This window comes from Adhaeribacter sp. (assembly GCF_057359045.1).
Genome location: NZ_JBMQUD010000124.1, coordinates 1 through 20,220 on the forward strand (window position 1 = coordinate 1; position 20,220 = coordinate 20,220).

General features: G+C 44.9%; 10 protein-coding genes. 4 read left to right on the forward strand and 6 right to left on the reverse strand.

Features of this window, described 5'->3' with window-relative positions; genetic code table 11:
* Positions 1–3,493: DNA polymerase III subunit alpha (gene dnaE / locus ACO1R6_RS18965; protein WP_486266650.1), on the reverse strand; the 3,493-nt coding region annotated here is incomplete at its 3' end.
* 232 nt (positions 3,494–3,725) lie between these two features.
* Between dnaE and ACO1R6_RS18970 the strand changes: the two genes are divergently transcribed.
* Entirely contained in the window at positions 3,726–5,072 is a 1,347-nt protein-coding gene (locus tag ACO1R6_RS18970; protein ID WP_486266651.1) for an MFS transporter, read from the forward strand.
* A 327-nt stretch (positions 5,073–5,399) separates the two neighbouring features.
* On the opposite strand, the gene ACO1R6_RS18975 is transcribed toward ACO1R6_RS18970, so the two are convergent.
* The 5 genes from ACO1R6_RS18975 to ACO1R6_RS18995 form a co-directional block, all read right to left on the reverse strand.
* Positions 5,400–6,179, reverse strand: coding sequence for a hypothetical protein (locus ACO1R6_RS18975; protein WP_486266652.1), 780 nt, complete (start codon positions 6,177–6,179; stop codon positions 5,400–5,402).
* A 510-nt stretch (positions 6,180–6,689) separates the two neighbouring features.
* Positions 6,690–8,921: a LysM peptidoglycan-binding domain-containing protein gene (locus tag ACO1R6_RS18980; protein WP_486266653.1), complete on the reverse strand. Its 2,232-nt coding sequence runs from the start codon at positions 8,919–8,921 to the stop codon at positions 6,690–6,692.
* A 433-nt stretch (positions 8,922–9,354) separates the two neighbouring features.
* Positions 9,355–9,999: an O-methyltransferase gene (locus ACO1R6_RS18985; protein ID WP_486266654.1), complete on the reverse strand. Its 645-nt coding sequence runs from the start codon at positions 9,997–9,999 to the stop codon at positions 9,355–9,357.
* Between the two features lie 416 nt (positions 10,000–10,415).
* On the reverse strand, positions 10,416–11,654 hold the full coding sequence (locus ACO1R6_RS18990) for a M16 family metallopeptidase (RefSeq protein ID WP_486266655.1): 1,239 nt from the start codon (positions 11,652–11,654) through the stop codon (positions 10,416–10,418).
* A 61-nt stretch (positions 11,655–11,715) separates the two neighbouring features.
* Positions 11,716–12,849 (reverse strand): glycosyltransferase family 4 protein, encoded by a 1,134-nt coding sequence (locus tag ACO1R6_RS18995; RefSeq protein ID WP_486266656.1) that lies wholly within the window; start codon positions 12,847–12,849, stop codon positions 11,716–11,718.
* 814 nt (positions 12,850–13,663) lie between these two features.
* Between ACO1R6_RS18995 and ACO1R6_RS19000 the strand changes: the two genes are divergently transcribed.
* Genes ACO1R6_RS19000 through ACO1R6_RS19010 form a run of 3 tightly spaced genes read left to right on the forward strand, consistent with a single transcriptional unit; the run spans position 13,664 to position 20,181 of the window.
* Positions 13,664–15,322: a fasciclin domain-containing protein gene (locus tag ACO1R6_RS19000; RefSeq protein ID WP_486266657.1), complete on the forward strand. Its 1,659-nt coding sequence runs from the start codon at positions 13,664–13,666 to the stop codon at positions 15,320–15,322.
* 53 nt (positions 15,323–15,375) lie between these two features.
* On the forward strand, positions 15,376–18,690 hold the full coding sequence (locus tag ACO1R6_RS19005; protein WP_486266658.1) for a SusC/RagA family TonB-linked outer membrane protein: 3,315 nt from the start codon (positions 15,376–15,378) through the stop codon (positions 18,688–18,690).
* 45 nt (positions 18,691–18,735) lie between these two features.
* On the forward strand, positions 18,736–20,181 hold the full coding sequence (locus ACO1R6_RS19010) for a RagB/SusD family nutrient uptake outer membrane protein (RefSeq protein WP_486266659.1): 1,446 nt from the start codon (positions 18,736–18,738) through the stop codon (positions 20,179–20,181).
* Positions 20,182–20,220 lie beyond the last annotated feature (39 nt).

The following is a 20,220-nucleotide window of genomic DNA, read 5'->3' on the forward strand; positions in this document are numbered from 1 at the left end:
ACTTTTTCTGGCCGGGAGCGGCTAAAGCGGCTTCTTCTATGCGGTCGATGAGCAGGTCGTTCAGGGTCCGGATATCGATGTCCAGGCGCACGCCCTGGGCCAGTTTATCGGCCAGCGTATTTAGCGGCTGTATGTTAACAGGTTTTAACTCCCACTGGTCTTCGGTGTTGTAACGCAGCTGTACTTTGCCCCGGATATACACAAAATAGCCGTCTTTGATAAACCGCTCCAGGTTAAAATAATCGTCGCGGAATAGCGCCATGTTTAGCGTAGAATCATAATCTTCGAGCGTAAACAGCATAAAGGGGTTGCCTCTTTTATCGTTGCGCACCACTACGTTAGATACAATACCCGCTACATTTATGTCTTTACCTTTGTGCTCGGTTATTTTATCTAAGGGGCAGGTGCAGTACGAGTCAATTTCTAAAGAGAATTGATCGAGCGGGTGCCCCGAAATGTAAAAGCCCACTACTTCTTTTTCGCGGCGCAGCTTTTCGGTAGGAGTCCATTGCGGTACCTCCGGCACTTTGGGCAACGGAATGGCCACGGCGGCGCTTCCGCCAAACAAACTTTGCTGGGCGGCGCTTTGCTCAGCCTGGTGGTTATTCCCAAACCGGACGGCTTTTTCTATTAAGTTCTGGCTTTCGCCTTCGGCTATATCTAAATATTGGGCGCGGTGGTATTTTTCAAAAGAGTCGAAAGCACCGGCTTGGGCCATACTTTCAAAAGTTTTCTTGTTTACCGCTCGCAGGTTTACCCGTTTGGCAAAGTCAAAAATATCCTGGTAGGGGCCGTTTTTCTCCCGCTCTTCCAGAATAGCTTCTACGGCGGCTTCGCCGGTACCTTTTATGGCACCTAGCCCAAACCGGATAGCACCTTCCTGGTTTACGTTAAATTTGTAGATAGATTCGTTCACGTCCGGACCCAGTACCTGAATTTGCTGTTTGCGGGCTTCTTCGATAAAGAAAGTTACTTTCTTAATATCGTTCATGTTGTGCGTGAGCACCGAAGCCATGTATTCGGCGGGGTAGTGCGCTTTTAAATAGCCGGTTTGGTAAGCCACCACCGAGTAAGCCGCCGAGTGGGAGCGGTTAAACCCGTACTGGGCAAACTTCTCCATTACGTCAAACACTTCCGAAGCTTTTTTCTCCGGGATGTTATGAATTTCTTTGGCGCCTTTAATGAACTTCTCGCGTTCCAGGGCCATTTTTTTCATGTCCTTCTTACCCATGGCGCGGCGCAGCAAATCGGCACCACCCAGCGAGTAGCCGGCTAATATCTGGGCCGTTTGCATAATTTGCTCCTGGTACACCATAATCCCGTACGAGTAGTTCAGGATAGGTTCGAGCAAGTCGTGCGGGTATTCTACTTCTTCTTTGCCGTGTTTCCGGTTAATAAAGTTCGGGATAAACTGCATCGGGCCCGGCCGGTACAGGGCGTTCATAGCAATTAAATCTTCGATATTGGTTGGTTTTAAATCTTTCAGGTACATCCGCATCCCCTCAGATTCAAACTGGAACGTACCAATGGTGTCGCCGCGCTGGTAGAGCTCGTAGGTTTTTTCATCGTCCATCGGAATATCATCAATGTTGATGTCTACGCCGTGGTTGCGTTTTATAAGTTCTAAGGCATCTTTAATAATGGTTAGGGTTTTCAGCCCCAGAAAATCCATTTTCAGCATGCCCGCCGATTCAATTACTTTGCCGTCGAACTGCGTAACGAGCAGGTCCGAATCTTTAGAGGTAGATACCGGAATATAATTGGTAATGTCGTCGGGGGCAATAATTACCCCAGCGGCGTGAATACCGGTGTTCCGGACCGAGCCTTCCAGCTTTTCGGCCAGCTTTAAAGTTTTAGCCCGTAAATCACTCCCGTCCCGAATGGCTTTTAGATCCGGGTTTTCTTCAAAGGCTTTGGCTAAAGTAGTTCCGGGCGCATCGGGCACCATTTTGGCCAGTTCGTTGGCTTCGGAAAGGGGCAGTTCCAGGGCGCGGGCCACGTCTTTAATACTCGATTTGGCGGCCATGGTACCAAAGGTAATAATTTGGGCTACCTGCGTTTTACCGTATTTATCCACCACGTAATCGATTACCCGCTGGCGGTTTTCGTCGTCGAAGTCAATATCTATATCGGGCATACTTACCCGTTCCGGGTTCAGGAACCGCTCGAAGAGCAAAGAATATTTAATCGGGTCGATGTTGGTAATACCAATGCAGTATGCTACCGCCGAACCGGCCGCCGAACCCCGGCCCGGCCCCACGGCCACGCCCATGCTGCGGCCTTTGTTAATGAAATCCTGCACAATGAGGAAGTAACCGGCAAACCCCATGGTTTCAACAATCTGGAGCTCGTAGTTGAGTCGTTCTTCAATTTCGGGGGTAATATCGCCGTAACGTTTCTTGGCTCCTTCAAAGGTTAAGTGGCGCAAAAAAGCATCGGGCCCGGCGTGTTCCGCTGGAATCGGGAAGTTGGGTAACAAAATATCGCGCTGCAGTTTGGGCGTGGTTATTTTGTCGATAATCTCGTTCGTGTTATCAATCGCCTCCGGCACATCAATGAATAATTTATTCATTTCGGCCTGACTCTTGAAATAAAATTGATCGTTCGGGAAACCAAAGCGGGTTTTGGTACCCATTTCGTCGATGCGGTTTAAGGCGCTGCGTACAGACGCATAATTAGCATATTTGCTCCGGACGTTATCAATGGTATCGTAAATTACTTCGTTGTGGTCGGTCAGGAAGCGGTAATATTTGGTAGAGAAATCGCCTACGGGCATACTTTGGTCTTCGCCGGTGTTTACGCACAGCAAAATATCGTGCGGGCTCCAATCTTCCTGCTCTATGTAGTGCGAGTCGTTGGTGGCAATGGTTTTTACGTTGTATTTCTTCGCCCACTTCAGCAGCACCTGGTTTATGTCTTCCTGGCTTTTGCCGGTATTATCAATATTCTGCAGGCCGTGGCGCTGAATTTCGATGTAATAATCTTCGCCAAATAAATCGAGCCACCACCGGAATATTTCTTCGGCTTCTTCTTCGGTTTTCCAGAGAATAGCTTGTGGTACCTCGGCCCCGATGCAACACGAAGTAGCAATTAAACCTTTGGAATATTTCTGCAAGAGTTCTTTATCAATACGGGGCCACTTACTGTACAAACCCTCTATGTAGCTGAGCGAGCACAGTTTGGCTAAATTTTTATAACCGTCCTGGTCTTTGGCCAGCAGTAACTGGTGGAAGCGGTTGTCTTTTACTTCTTTGCTGAACTGCTTTTTAAAACGGTCTTCCACCAAATAAAATTCGCAGCCCACAATCGGCTTTACGTTGTATTTATTGGCCTCAGCTACAAAGTTAAAAGCGCCGAACATGTTACCGTGGTCGGTCATGGCTACGGCTTTCATGCCGTCAGCCTGGGCTTTCTTCATCAGACCGCTAATGCTGGCTTGTCCGTCGAGTAAAGAATATTGGGTATGGCAGTGTAAATGCGAAAAATCAGGCACGCTTCTTAAATTAAGAATTAAAAATTATGAATGATGAATTGCTTTTGGGGCAATTAAAGCTGGCTTGTAGGCAAGCTTCCGGATATTAAAATTAAGAAAAATTAGGCGTAGCCCCAAGCTAAATATTAGTTGTATCTGGCTTACAGCGATAATAAAATTTTATGTTACCAGATTTGTTTTGGCACCGTATTTACTACGCTACGGCTTATTGTTTAACAAGATTAAATTCCGGATGAGTTCCACCCTTCCTAATACCACAACCCGCCGACAGGTGCCTCTTTCAGAGATGTTCCGGGCTTTACAATACAAGAATTACCGTTTGTTTTTTAGCGGGCAAGGCATCTCGCTGATTGGTACCTGGATGCAGCAGATTGCCATGAGCTGGCTCGTGTACCGCCTCACCGATTCGGTTTTTTTATTAGGCATTCTGGGTTTTGCCAGCCAGATTCCCTCTTTTTTACTTGGTCCGTTTGCCGGCGTGGTATCCGACCGCTTTAACCGCCACCGCATTTTAATATTTACGCAAATTTTATCAATGGTGCAGGCTTCGGTGCTGGCGGCCCTGGTACTAACCGAAAGAGCCACTACGGGTTGGCTGATTTGCTTAAGTGTGTTTCTGGGTATTGTAAATGCTTTTGATGTAAGTGCCCGGCAGGCCTTTGTGGTAAGTTTAATTCCCAAGCGCGAAGACGTGAGCAATGCCATTGCCTTAAATTCTTCTATGTTTAATATGGCGCGATTGGTGGGGCCCTCTATTGCGGGAATATTAATTGCGGCCGTGGGCGAAGGCATGTGTTTTTTAATAAATGCCATTAGTTACGTAGCCGTTATTTTGTCTTTGTTATTAATTAAAGTAAGCCCACCCAAACTGCCTAAAAAAGATACCCAGGTTTGGCGTTCGTTAAAAGAAGGATTTGGTTATGCTTTTGGTTTTCCGCCGATCCGGGCCATTATTTTGTTAATTGCTTTAATTAGTTTGTTCGGGATGCCTTTTAGTGTACTAATGCCGGTTTTTGCCCGCGATATATTGCACGGTGGCGCCAATACGCTGGGTTATTTAATGGGTGCTTCCGGTATTGGCGCTTTGCTGGGCGCTTTGTATCTGGCGCAACGCTCCTCGGTAGTAGGCTTAGGTAAAATAATTATTGGGGCCACTTTACTCATGAGTGTGGGGCTGATATGCTTTTCGTTTACCCAAACGTTGGGGCTAGCCTTACTTTTTATATTTATGACCGGGTTAGGCATGATTGTGCAAATGGCGGCCAACAATACCATATTGCAAACCATTGTGGATGATGATAAACGCGGCCGGGTAATGAGTTTTTATTCGATGGCCTTTATGGGAATGGCGCCTTTTGGCAGTTTAATCGCTGGGGCGGTAGCCGATAGAATTGGCGTGGCTTATACTTTTTTAGGCTGCGGTATTATGTGCTTCCTCAGTATTATTCCGTTTGCCATTCAGTTGCCGAACTTACGGAAATTGGTAAGGCCTATTTACGAGCGCTTAGGTATATTACCCCAGGTAGCCTCCGGTCTGCAATCGGCCTCGGCTTTAACTACGCCGCCGGAAGATCAATAAATTGCTGCCAGGTTTATCAAATGATGTGATAATACGAACAAGTGCTGTTGCCAGCGTTTCGTTGGGGATTATTCCTGCCAGTATAAACAAGCAAGTTAAATATGAGTTAACAATAACGGCCAGAGGCCAGGAGAAGAAGGGGGATTGCATTTGAGCAAAATGATAAAATTCATTTACGAGCGTTTAGGCATATTGCCCCAGACTACTACCGGCGTTCAAGCTGCCACAATGCTTACCATACCACCCGGAGAAAGGTAAAAACCCTTTTTCCACCTAAATTCGGTACTTATTCTGGATAACAAGTTTTCATCAAATAGAATAAAGAATTTATTCTTTACGGGGCTGAGCGGTGCAGGTACCATCGCCAAAATTTAAAATACTGTCGTGGTTGTCGGTAGTCCGAATGCTAATTTTGCCTTGCACAGGCATAAGCCCTGTTGCTACGTGGCACGCTTTTTTTAGGGTCAAAGCATTGGTTACATCGGCCAGAAAAAGGCCTTTGTTTTTTAAAGTGATGCCGTAATTAGCTTCGTAGAGTTCTACCGCATCGTCGGTAAAATTAGTGGGCGTTTCTTGTCCGGCTTGCCAGTAACTTTTCCGGCTAAAATTATAATTTACAAAATGGCCGTTCGGCGACAATATTTTGCCATCGTTTACCACCGAATGCAAGGCAAATGTTTTACCCGGCTGGTTTAATTGCAGATAACCGTACATGCCTTCAATTTTTTGTCCGTTTACATAATAATTATCGAGGTAAACGGTGGCTTCCAAGCTGCTTTGGGTAGCTTTTTTCCGGATTATTAATTTGCCGGTCCGGGTTTTGCCGTCGGAGCAGGGAGTAGTGGCCGAGTAAGTAATGGTGGTTACCAGGTCGTCGGTTTCGTTTTGGTAAGTAACGTTGGCGCAGGCCAGGTACGTGTTGCCGTGTTCCCAAAGGCCACGCACCAAAGATTCTAATTCGCTGGCAATTTGTTCTACCTGCCAAACGGTTTGGCCGTAATCATCCAGGTTATTGGTTGGGTTTGGCTCGGGGTTATTTTCCTGGCGACAGGATAGCAAGCACGTGAGCAAGCATAAGGTGGTTAAAAGTTTAAACAAGTTTTTCATAGGTATATTTTGCGTTCTGGTAGCTGGTACCCAATCCATATAGTCGAGCGAAATTTGTACTGCCCTATAATTAATAATGCTCAAATCTGGTCGGGAAGAGCTGCCTTCGATACCCCTTTTTTAGATTTCGGTTGGCGGCCAGCTAATTCCACGCCGCAAATATGCAGGCTACGCTATAGCAGCAATAATTTTATTTACTTAAAGGCCGATTAGCTGGGCTGAATGCCCAATCCGAAAGGTTAAACGGGTGCTAAATATCCGGCCAAATTACCTTTCCGGGTATTTTTGCTCCGGAAATATGTAGATAGCTTTAAGTAAAAGAAGCAAAAAACAGATTTATTTTTCAGGCTGGAAAGAGATAATAATCGGGTAAAAGCAAGATTAGATAAAGCTATAACCTGATAAAGGGGCAGGGTAGAAGCACGAGCAAAATAGTTGGTATTTAGGCTAAAAAGAAAAGGCGAATAGTTGCCTATTCGCCGGTGTGTTTGTTGTGTGATTTAGAATATTTTAATTACGGGCAGTACCTTTAATAACCAGCTTTTCGCCGGGTTTTACATTAAAGTCAGGTTTGTTATTCCACTCCATAATGTCTTTAATAGTTACGCCGTATTTGCGCGAAATCTGGTACATCGATTCTCCGGCCGATACAGTATGCGAAACCCCGGCTGAAGTATTGGCGCTGGCCAGCATTGGGGCAGAAGAGGGTGTACGGTTTACCGTATTGGCAGCAGCAGCGGTAGGCATTCCAGCAGGAGCATTTACCTGTAAACGCTGCCCAATGGCTAGCGGGGTTTCGCCCAAATTATTCCAGTTTTTCAGGTCGGCGGGCGTTACGCCGTATTGCCGCGAAATGCTGTAAAGGGTTTCGCCTTTTATTACTTCGTGTACACCGGGGTTCTGGCGCGGCGCTCCTGCTGCCTGGCTTACCGGGGCCGTGGTGGTTTCTGTGGCTGTTGGTAAGGGTTTGGCCATGGCAGTTACGGCTTCGGTTGGCGCAGGGGTTGTTTTGGCCGGCCGGTTAGCTGCTACCGGTTCGGTGGTTTTGGTGCGCCGGTAAAGCATGGGCGTTTTGTTTTCCTTTTCTACCTGCTTGTCAATATTTTCAGAGAGGCTATCTTCCGAGGTATTTTCCTGTTCGTTGGTTTGCGAAATGGCTACGTCTACGGGGCTGTCGTAAGCGGTACTTTTGTTTGTAGTGGTATTAACTTCTAAAGTACTGCCGGCAGAGGCGGTATACTCCGGTTCTGATTCTGTTGCCAGTTCCTGTACTTTCTCGGGTTTAGGCTTTACCCCCAGCCATTTGTTTAACTTGTTTTCCAGCGAACCGGCCATCGAATGGTTCTCCTTTGTCGCGTTGGTTTGGCTGTTGGCAGTAGCCGGGTAATCGGTACCAGCATTTGGCTCGGAGGTTTCCGGGGTAGTCTGGGCCAATACTGCGGGTTGGGCCGGGGTGCTCACCGGTTCGTCTATCGGGTATTGTTTCTGGTATTCTACCGGTACGTTGTGCGGACGCTTCCGCTGCATATACAATAAACGGCCTTCTTTTAATATTTCGTTGGGCCGCATGCGGTTGTAAGAAATAAGATTGCGCATTTTTACCCCGTACTGCTGCGAAATCTGGTGAATTTGCTCGCCGGCTTTAACTACGTGAAAATCAACGTCAGCTTTGTTGTGCTTGGATTCAATATAATAAAACTCGCCCGGAACAATCGGGTCGAAGCCATACATATCATTGTAAACCAGGAATTTTCGCGGCGAAATTTTTGCAGCGGCTGCCAGTTTATCTTTATTGTCGCCGGTACCGGCAATAATTACCCGCAGGTTGTTCATTTCCCGGATTTGGTGCTTGTTATTAGCACTACGCGGTCCGTTTTGGGCAGTAGCCGCCGGTTCTTTGGGTTGGTTAGCCGCCAGTACCATCCGTTGCTCGGGATTGGTAACCGGCACCATTACGGTATAGGTTTTGTCATAAGGAATGGTGGTGCTGCTGAGCCATTTGTTGTATTTCTGCAGTTCGCCTGCATCGGTATTGGTTTCGAGGGCAATATCAAAAATGCTTTTACCGGCCGGAGCTTTTATTTCCTGCAGCATTACCGTTGGAGTAGGGTTGCGGCCTACGTAGCTGCTAAACGCCACTTTGTGTGCCAAAAAAGTAAGAATATACGGGTGGGTACGTTCGGTAACTTCCATTTCTTTTTTATTGAAATGGTCGGGCTTGGCGTAGCTTTTAGCCCCACTTAAACCCAGGTTGTACGACAACAGCGTGTTGTGCCAGTTTTTGTAATAAACATTGTTGTGCTTTACCAGATAGCGGGCCGCACTCCGGCTAGATTCAATAATGTGCTTCCGTTCGTCTACATCGCGGTTAATGGTCATGCCACAATCGGCGGCAGCTTCTTTTTTAAATTGCCAAAAGCCCACGGCATTAGAGGTAGAAACAGCATCCGACGTCAGGCCGCTTTCCTGTAAGGTTAAATATTTAAAGTCATCGGGTAAGCCTTCGGCCCGGAAGATACGCTCAATAATAGGGAAGTACGTATCGGCCCGGTCTACTTTGGCCTGAAAAAAGGTAGGGTATTTTAAGAGGGCATCTACCTGCTTCTGAATTTCCCGCCGGCCACCTTCAGATACTACCAGGTGCTGGTCGGCAAAGTAAAGATTAGCAGGAACCATTATGTTTTGGGCATGTGCCAGGAAGCAGGCAAGGCTTAACAGCAACGTGATAGTACATTTTAGCATAACAGCAGGCATTAAATTTAAAGATGCAATCGATTTATGTTCCGGCGGAACGGTTTATCCTGGAAATATTTTAGGCTTCAACCCAGGGAGGCAGCTCGGTAAAACAAAGTCTGCACCCGCCACTAAGATACTACCGGGGTATAAACGCCCGAGAACAAACCATAGCCGGAGAACAAAATAGCAGATTTAGTACCGGACTCGGAATTTTTTGGCCGAATACTTATCTACAATTTATCCACAAGTTATCCAAAGCAACCCTTTAACCTCCTTAGATCAAATGGCATAAAATGAATAAGTTGCAATAGTAGCTATTTTTTCAAAGCCGTTGAATTATGCTAAAACTTGGATAAGAATGAGTAGGGGTGTAATAAGATAAACGCCTTATTTGTTTTCTTATTTATTTCTGAACGAGCATTTTATAAAACTTATTGCCTTACTTTTTGCGCATCAGCAACAAGCCATCGCGCAGGGGCATTAATACATTTTCTACCCGCTCGTCTTGCTGTATTTTTTGGTTAAAATCCAGAATAGCCTGGGTATCTTTGTCTATTTTTTTGCCGGCCTCGGGTACCACTTTGCCACTCCACAACACATTGTCGGCCAGAATAAAACCGCCGCTTACAGTTTTATCAATTACTAAATCAAAATAAGCGCTGTAATTTTTTTTGTCGGCGTCGATAAATACCAGATCGAACGGGTAATGTAAGGTAGGAATAATATCTAAAGCATTGCCCAGGTAATATTTTATCTTACTTTCCTGGCCGGCTTCGGCAATATATTTCCGGACCATGTCTTCGAGTTCGTCGTTTACGTCCAGGGTGTGGAGGGTGCCTTCCGGGGTCAGCCCTTCGGCCAGGCATAAAGCCGAGTAGCCGGTGTAGGTACCTATTTCCAAAATTTGTTTGGGCTTAATCATGTGCGACAGCATAGCGAGTACGCGGCCCTGCAGGTGTCCGGAAAGCATCCGGGGCATTAATACTTTGGCGTGGGTTTCGCGGTTTAGCCGCCGCAGCACTTCTGGTTCGGGGCTGGTGTGCTGCTCAACATATTGCTGTAATTCGGGCGAAAGGAAGTCCATTAAATTTTCTTTTGGATTTAGATTTAAAGGTAAACTGATTTCTGTGACCGATAAATATTTCTGGAGAGAAAATTAATCTTCTTTGGACATAATCAAAGAAATAGATAGTGATGAGAAGAGGTTTGGTTGTCTTTTGCCAGATATCATCTTGCAAGACTGTGTTTCTAAAGTTTAGTCATAGCCTAAGTAAGCTCCCGGCCACGGGGGGCGTTTGGGCATTCGGGCGGCGAACTTTTCTTTCCTCCTTCGTCGGAACAAAGGCCCTCATTGCCCAAACTGCTGTACCTGTTCTTAGTTGCTGCTAATCTTTATTTAGCATTAAAGCATTCTTAAATAGTTGGTATAGCTTGATAGGTCTAATTGCCTCCAGCTTTAGCCGGAGGATTGAGGCTTCTTGGGTTTGAGAACGGGGGCTTTTAATTATTCGCCGGAATGTAATTTAAGTAGCTTAGATTATCTTCGAAGAGTACTTCGTTGGCAATATCCTGGAGTTGTTGCGCGGTTATGCCTCTAATCTGATCAAATATTTCGTTCAGGCTATCTACTGTATCCAGGTCCAGGATGCTTTTCGCCATCATCATGAGCAAGCCCATATTACTTTCTTCGGCCATGGCCAATTGCCCCATAAGTTGCTCTTTGGCGGTATGCAATTGGGTGGTGCCCAGCGGCTTTTCACGTATTTTTTTTAGTTCTTTTAAAACCAGCGCCGTAGTTTTTTTAAGCTGCTTTTTTTCGGTGCCAAAGTAAATGCCAAATAAACCGGTATCTATATAGGTGGCGTAATTGGCATCAATGGTATACACCAAACCGTGTTTTTCGCGCACCCCCAGGTTTAACCGCGAATTCATGCCTGGCCCCCCTAAAATATTGTTGAGCATAAAAAACGGAATACGTTTATCGTCGGAGAGGGCGTAAGCGGGGCAACCAATCATGCAGTGGGCCTGCGAAATGGGTTTTTCCAGGTTTACGGTAGCGGGGGTGTAGTGCGTAAAAGGCGTACGGGACCGTTGGCTATAGACAGCCGGCAAATGGGCTAAATATTTCTGGCTTAGCTTCAAAACTTTTTCAAAAGGCAAATTACTCACCGAGCAAAACACCAAACGGTCCGTACTCAGGTTATCCTGGATAAATTGCAGAAAGTCTTGCTTTTTAAAACCCGAAACGCTTTCTTTTGTACCCAGAATATTGTTGCCCAGGTTGTGGTTCTTGAATACAACGTTGTCAAATTCATCAATAACGGCATCTTCGGGCGTATCGAGGTACATGGCCATCTCTTCCAGAATAACCCCGCGTTCCTTCTCAATTTCTTTACCCGGAAAAACCGAATTAAAAGTAATATCGGTCAGGAGTTCAAAGGCTTTTTCAAAGTGGTTGTCCAGCACGGAGGCATAAAAACAAAGCTTTTCTTTGGTAGTGTAGGCATTCAGTTCGCCGCCCACAGTTTCCAGCCGGTTAAGTATATGAAAGGACTTGCGTTTTTTGGTACCTTTAAAAGCCATGTGTTCCCAGAAATGGGCAATGCCCAGTTGTTCGGGTTTTTCGTCGCGGCTACCAATATCCAGCATAAAACCGCTGTGGGCAATTTTGGTATGCGACACTTGTTTATGTAAAATACGAATGCCGTTGGGCAACGTATGCAGGTGATAATCAGGCATGCAATAATAATTTGGGACCGCAAAGGTAATAAAAATTAAGGAGAATCTGGTGCAAAGCGTTTTATTCTCCGGAGGCAAGCTCCTGGTATAACTGGTACAGCACCGGAATGGTTTTTTCGGCTCGGAAATTTTGCGCCTGCCGGAAGCCGTCTTGCACCATTTTATTTAGTAAATGCGGTTGATTGTTAACTGTTGTAAGTAAATTGGCTAATTCGTTTACATTTTCCGGATCAGCATAAAGGGCCGCCGGGCCGCCAGCTTCGGCAAAACACGAACCCGTGGACGTAATAACCGGTACACCGCTGTTTAAAGCTTCCAGAATAGGAATGCCAAAACCTTCGAACACCGACGGGTAAACAAATAGATGGGCCAACTGGTAAATGGCCGGCAATTCTTCGGTAGGAATGTAAGGCAAAAAAGTAACCTGGTTATGTAGTTGCTGCTGGTGAATAAAAGCTGCCAGTTCTTGCTTATACGCTGTAGCCCGGCCAATAAATACCACCGGCAAATGCACTGCTAATCCCGCCTGTACCCAGGCCCGGAGCAGGTGCAACTGGTTTTTCCGCGGCTCCAGGGTGCCCACGCACAAAATAAATTTATCGGGCAGTTGGTACTTAACTTTTATTGCGTTTAAGGCTGCCGGGGGTAATAATTGGTGAAAGCGTGGGTCGCAATCCTGGTAAATAACTTTTATTTTGTCGGGCGCAAGCTGGTAATAATCTATCAGGTCTTGCTTGGTTCTTTCGCTAATGGCAATTATTTTATCGGCACGCCGGCAAGCATATTTAAATTTAGCATCGTACACCAGCCGGTCTAGGGGTTTATACAAGTGCGGGTACCGCTTAAATATTAGATCGTGGATGGTAACTACTTGCTTAACCGGAGCTTTTATGCCTAGTGGCAACTCATTGCTTAAGCCATGATACACCTGAATCTTTTCTTTATAGAGCTGGGCCACCACTCCCGCCGAACGCCAGTAGCCCGCTAAAAATTTAAATACATTACCTGGTAGTCGCCGGTGTACCTGGGGCGCAGCTGCTAAAAAATTAGTGTGGGTGCCATTTACCGAAGGAGTATACAAATAGTAATTTTCTTGCGGGTAAAGCCGGTGCAAAGCGTCCAGGACAAACCGGCTGTAATTGCCTAAGCCAGAGTTATTATTAAATATTCGTTTGGCATCAAATCCTAAGCGCATACTATAAAAAGAAAGCGCTAAATTAAACACTTAGGTTGGTTATCCGGGTTTTTAGCCGAAAAATTAATCAAAAGCAGGCTAAGCACCTCGTTAAAAGGTATCTCAAATATATTCATAGAACTCTCCAAATAAATATTCATTGAGCAGCTGAGGTATAGCTCCAGACGTTCTAGCAATAGGTATTATCTTTAATAGAAGAAAAAAGAAAAGCCGAACAACGGAAAATCGTTTCTGATTTAGGCAGGTAAATCGGGGTTGTGGTATAAATTGTACTTTAGTAGGCTTGGGTGGTTGCTGAATCTGGGGCTGGCTAATACCTGGTTTTTGTTGCGATCAATTTTACTGTTTTGACCGGCAACGTTGCCGAAGTTTTTTAATTATTTGAATGTTAAAAAATTATAAGTGTAAATATTAATTATTTAGAACTTAACTATTGACCTAAGTAGTAGGCGGATAGAAAAACCTCGGTAGAATATTGAAAATTTTCTAATTGGGTTAGTAGCGTATTGATAAAATTGTAAGCCGAAAGAATTTATTCAAAAAAAATATAAAACTTTCTTCGAAAAAGTAATTTTAAGTTGGAAAGATATTGTAAAAACCTATATTTAGTAAAGCATAATCCTGAGCCAAAAACATCTTTGAACCAACTAAAATGAGAACGCTATAGATACATAAATACTTTCTACAATTGAACTTTTCTAATTTGTAAATTTCGCTCAAAAATACACTTTTAGCGAACACGATATTCTATTGCCTTTTGAAAAAAAGGATTTCCACCACTCTTAATAAAATTATATTAAACTTTTTAAGCAAAATGTTTAAAAATTACATTTCTAATCAGGCAAAGAGTAAACGAGGTTTGCTCTTACTATTATGTTTTGCGCTCTGGGGCGCAGCCGGCTGTAAAGACGGTTTTGATGAATATTGGCAATATGACAAAGCCTCGGAGGGTTTTTTAATCGCCAAACTGCAGGAAGACCCGCAGTTTAGTACGTTTGTGCGGGGGTTAGAGCGTACAGGTTTATCTAATACCCTGAATAAAGCGGGGGTTTATACCGTTTTTGCCCCTACTAACGATGCTTTTCAGGCTTATTTGAGTGCTAAAGGTAAAACCATCGAAACCATTGCGGAGGATGAACTTACCACTTTATTAAATTACCACATTGTTTATTATACGTATTACGAGTACGATTTTAAACAACGTTTTAAAACTTCGCCCAATGCTAATAGCAGTACTTACTATCTTAACCGGGCATCAAAATATTTAAGAATTACTACCCTCGACCCCGCCACCCAACAACCGGTTTTTAAGGTTAATGATGTAAATGTACTTTCAACTACAAATGGGGTAGAATTTAAGGAGGTTAAGGATTTACAAGCCGAAAATGGCGTAATTCATGGTATAACCGCGGTTTTAGCCGTGCCCAACAACATTGTTCAGATTCTGGGAAATACGCCGGAGTTTAGTACTTTTTATAAATTACTGGGCGTTTTGCGCGATTCGTTGAATGATCCTCGCAACACCTTCGATAAAAACGGCGATGGTATAATTGATTCAACCTTTTACACCATCCGGCGATATTTATCTAATAACCTAACGGTTAGTAATCCTGTTTTTCCGGATGTTGAGTTTCGGCCTACTTCCAGCGGCTCGGGCTTAGGCTCCCAGCAGTTGATTACGGTGCTGGTTCCTACCAATACGGCCTTAGACCCTATTATAAACCCCATATTACCTAAATTCCACAACCGGTACGATTCGTTACCAGTAGAGTACGTTGGCCTGTTATTGCAACACCATTTCCTGGAAAATGGGTTAAATTACAACTCCCAGCAAGTTTGGAACCCCACCAAACCACTAGATGTACTATCGGGCTTTGATCTGGCCGTGAGTGCAACCGGCGATTTAAGGCCATCTGACCGAATAGCTAATCTGGTAGATATTAAAGCCAGTAACGGTACCATTCATGGCATTAACCGGACGCTGCAATCGAGCCGGGTGATGAGTGCTACCGGAAACGCCCTGCTGGACCCCGAATTAAAATTCTTTGTGCAAGCGCTAATAAAAGCCGGCTTATTTAACAATAGCAATGATTATATGCGCTGGACCCAGACCAACACCATTTTGGCGCCTACTAACGAGGCTTTTACGAAAGCTGGGTTTAATATTCAGAAAATGACTTTAAATGGTACCACCATTACGGCCAGTACTTTAAGGGCTATTATGCAGTACCACATTATAAACTCTACCCAGAGAAAAGCTACCCTGAATGGCGTTAAAGGAACCGTGTTTAACCGGTTTAGCGTTTCGGCCGAACTGAACATTAATGTAGCCGATAATGAAATAACCGGCGAAACCAATTCGGCCAAAATCCTGAGCTATGATCTATTAGGTGCGCCTAATGCCAACGGAACCCCTAGCGGTACTGTCATTCATAAAATTGACAATGTTTTACTTCCTGATCCGGATAGATAAAATACCTGGCAAACAGACAAAATCATTCAGTTAAAATTTCAAGGTAATAAAATATGCAAAAAATTCTACGGGCAATCAGCAGGCCTATTTTCCTGCTAATGCTGCTTTGTATTTCAGATTTTGAGTCTTTCGGTCAGGCCAGTATTACCATAAAAGGTAAAGTTACGGAGCAGGGCTCGTCAGAAGGTATACCGGGGGTAACCGTGGTAGAAGTAAACGAAAATAATCGCCAGATTGGCGGTACAATTACCGATGGTGAAGGTAATTACGTGCTTAAAATTAGCGATACCAAAAATAAACTGCGTTTTTCCTTTATCAGTTATGCTACTAAAACCGAAAGTATTGGTAATCGCACCACCATTAACGTTGGCTTATCTTCCGATGCCCAATCTTTAAATGAGGTTTCGGTTACAGCACGTAAAGAAGAACCGGTAAGTACGGGTTTCTCTACTATTTCTAAACGCGATGTAATTGGGGCTATTACCTCGGTTAAGGCAGAGGTTTTTGAAAAACAACCTTCCACTTCTATCGACCAGATGTTGCAAGGTCGGGCGGCCGGGGTGCAAATTACGCCTGCTTCCGGCGACCCAGGTGCTACAGCCTCTATCCGGATACGCGGGGCAAGTTCTTTATCGGCCGGCAACGAGCCCTTGTATGTGATTGATGGTATTCCGATTATTTCTGAGCCCGCCGATAATTCGAGAGATGCCCGGGTATCGGCGCGTTCCAATCCCATTGCCGATATAAATCCGGCTGATATTGAGCGGATAGATATTTTGAAGGATGCCAATGCTACGGCCATTTACGGTGCACGGGCTTCTAATGGGGTTATTTTAATTACCACCAAGCGCGGACGCCAGGGAAAAACTACTATTAACGTTAATTCCCAGTATTCCATACAACCCATACCACGCGCTATTCCAATGCTGGATGCCGATAGTTACCGGGTTCTGCGCATAGATATGGCCCAAAACCAAGGTATTACGGATTTAAATAATGCCGATGTAAGACCATTTATTGATGATCCGACCATGCCTTTTTACAATTATTTAAATGGCTATGATACCAATTGGTTAGATTTAATTACCCAGCAAGGCAGCGGCCAAAACCATACGGTATCGTTTAATGGCGGCGGCGAAAGTACCCGTTATAACTTTAGCGTGGGGTATAAAGATTCCAAAGGCATCATGGTTAATACCGGGCACCAACGCTTATCCACGCGTTTTAACCTAGATTACCGGGTATCTAATAAATTACGTTTTGGCTCTAATATTTCGTTTACCCGGTCTAAAACTTACTCCCAGGCGGGCATCGACGAAGAACAGCGGCCGCCCTACCACTGGGGCTTGGTGCGCTCGCCAACTTTACCCGTGTACGACATAGACCCGGTAACCGGGGCGCAATTAAGTACTTACGCCAGCTTACCGCTAATTCATGCTTTCGGGGATAACCCGCTAGCGGTAGTTACTTTGGTTACAAATAATGCTTATAGCAACAACCTGAAACCCAACATTTACGGTGAGTTGGAAATTGCCAAAGGCTTAAAATTTAGAAGTAATGCTTCTATCGATTTTGTAGGCGAAACCGCGCAGTTATTTATTCCGCCCGATGCTACTGGCGAACCTTTTACGGGTTCCTTTTCGTCCAGCAGAACCGGAAATTTGTACAACAAAAACGAAAGCCGGGATTATGAGCGTTTGCAAATGATTACCGATAACCTGCTTACCTACAGTCGCTCTTTAAATAATAAACACAATGTTACCGTGCTGGTTGGGCATACCGTAAATAAATTAAATTCCAGTTCTTTAAGGGCTCAGGCGTACGGCGGTCCGCATAGAATGGAAAGTTTAACGGCGGCTGCCGGCTATCGCAATTTAAGTTCCGGCAGAACGGTAGAAGCCATTGTTTCTATGTTTGCCAAAGCCGATTATATTTATAACGATAAATATGGTATCAACTTTACAGCCCGCCGCGACGGATCTTCTAAATTCGGGGGTAACAACAAGTACGCTACTTTCCCTTCGGTAGGGGGGTACTGGCGCGTTTCCAGCGAGTCCTTTATGCAGCAGGTTCCTAAAATTACCAACCTGAAAGTACGGGCGGCCTGGGGGCAAAACGGTAACAGTGGTATTGGTAACTATGCTTATATCAGTTCCTTTACTTCTGGATCTAATTACATGGGTATTCAGGGCGTGCGGCCAGATAACGTAGAGCTAGATAACCTGAAATGGGAAACCAGTGAAACCAGTAATTTTGGTATTGACCTGGAATTATTTGAAAGCCGCTTAATTATTACAAATGAGTGGTACATCAAAAAAACCAAAGACCTGTTAGTTAGTCAGCCAGTACCGGCTTCCTCGGGTATATCGGGCGATTTAAACACCGGCTCTTTGCCCACCTTTTTAACCAATTTAGGCGATATCCGGAACCGGGGGGTAGAGTTAGATATTAATTATGATATTGTACGGGGCGATATTGATGCGGGTAAATTTAACTGGAACCTGTCTTTTAATATTGGCTCTAACGATAACCTGGTAACCAGGCTGCCATCCGGACCAATTTTAAGAACCGCAGTAAATACCGATACCCGCACCTGGGTATACCGCATACAAGAAGGAGACCCGCTGGGCACCTACCATGGATTAATTTTTAGAGGCGTTTACGCCCGCGACGAAGATGCTGTAGTCAGAGACCGCGACGGAAATGTTGTGTATAACTTAGATGGTACACCCAAAATTATGCGGGGTGGTACCGAAACCGGAGGCATATTCCAGGGCGGTGATGCCATTTATGCCGATATTAATTACGACGGCATTATTAATGATTTAGACAAGGTGCAGATAGGTAGCGCCAACCCTAAATTTTTTGGTGGCCTTAACAACTCCTTTAATTACAAAAACTTTGGTTTAAACTTCTTTATCCAGTACCAGTACGGCAACGACATAGTAAACGGGATTAAAGGCGAACTGGAAGGTATGCAGTACACCAATAATTCTTCTATAACGGTACTAAACCGCTGGCGGAAACAAGGTGATATCACCAATATTCCAAGAGCCAGCCGGGGCTTGCCCGGTGGCTTGGCCGACCGGAACTGGCATGCCAGCAACCGTTTTGTAGAAGATGGTTCTTATGCCCGCGTTAAATTTGCTACTTTAAGCTACATGGTACCCCGAACCACCATTTCTAAATACCGCCTATCTGCTTTAGAAGTATTTTTTACCGCAACCAACTTTATTACCTGGACCAGATATACCGGGGCGGATCCCGAGATATCCATTGACCAGGAAAATATTGGTTTCCCCGGTTTCGATAAGGCCTTAACTCCTCAATCCAAAACTTTTACCTTCGGAGTAAACGTTCGACTTTAAGTAAAATTAAAGTTTAGCTAAACTTTAAATTAAAAAAACGATAACATGAATTCTGTTAAAAATATAAATTGGCTGGCCGGTTTTTTATTAGCTGGTTTACTCCTGATAATGCCCGCCTGTGACTTACTTAATCAGTCGCCGCAAGACCGGCTTACCCGCGAAGAATTTTTTGAAACGGCCGCCGATGCCACCGGGTCTTTAATCTCTGTTTACGATGCTTTGCAGGCATCGGAAGGAAGAATGGCGGAACTAGGAGAGGCCCGGGCCGATTTGGTAGAGGGTTTCCCAGGCAATGAGTATCGGCTGCAATATATAAACCCCACCAGTGCCAACGCGCGCTGGACCCATTTTTACGGTATTATAAACCGGGCCAATACTACCATTAAATATGTACCCGAAATAGTAGACAAGGATCCCCGCTTTACCCAGCAAATGAGCGATGCCATAATAGCCGAAGCTTATTTTCTGCGGGCCCTGGCATATTTTTACCTGACCAGAGCCTGGAAAGATGTGCCACTGGTTTTAAACCCTTCCGACACCGATAACCAGGATTATAATATTCCGCAAACGAGCCAGGATAAAATATTAGATCTGGTAGAAGCCGACCTGGAAAAAGCACTAGAATTAAAAATACCCGTATCGTTTGCCTCTAATGATATTACCCGGGGCCGGGCTACCGTGGGGGCTGTAAATGCGCTGCAAACAGATGTGTATTTATGGCGTGGGAAATACAATGAAGCTATCCAGGCAGCCGGTAAAGTTATTAACAACACGGCTTTGTATAACCTGGTTGATGGTGATGATTGGACGGATATGTTTTTTTCCGGTAATACTTCGGAAAGCATCTTTGAAATTCAGCATAACTTTGCCCAGGATGAGCTGAATAACGCCATTTCTACTTACGGCAATAACTACAATATAAATGTATTTGGCCTTTTAGAAAAGTTTAATGTAGAAGCCGATCAAATACGCGGTCAGGCTTACCAATCGTGGGGACAGGCCCAATCTGACCTGTGGAAATTTGTAGGAAACGATGAAACCGGTACCCGGCGCCCCCGAAACGACGCCAACTGGATTGTGTATCGCTTAGCCGATGTGTACTTAATGCGCGCCGAAGCCAGAAACCGTGCGGGTGATAAACAAGGGGCTATTGAAGATTTAAATCTAATCAGGTCGCGGGCCGGTTTAACCCTGTCTATTGATGCCTCCTCTACCGACAACGAAATTGAGGATGTTATTCTGCATGAACGGGCACTGGAACTGGCTTTTGAAGGTAAACGCTGGTTTGATTTACTCCGGATTTCGAATCAACGGCAGGAAGCCCACCGGCGCCCGGATGTTTTAAGAACCTTAATCGTGAACAGCTATCCGGAGGCAACCCGCTCCCAGATGGAAGGCCGCATTAGAGACCAAAGAGGCTGGTATATGCCGGTTTCCCAAACCGAGTTACAAGCCAACAAAGCCTTGGTTCAGAATCCATATTATTTATAGGGTTACTAAACCCGGTTATTTAAGACATTCTAATAATAA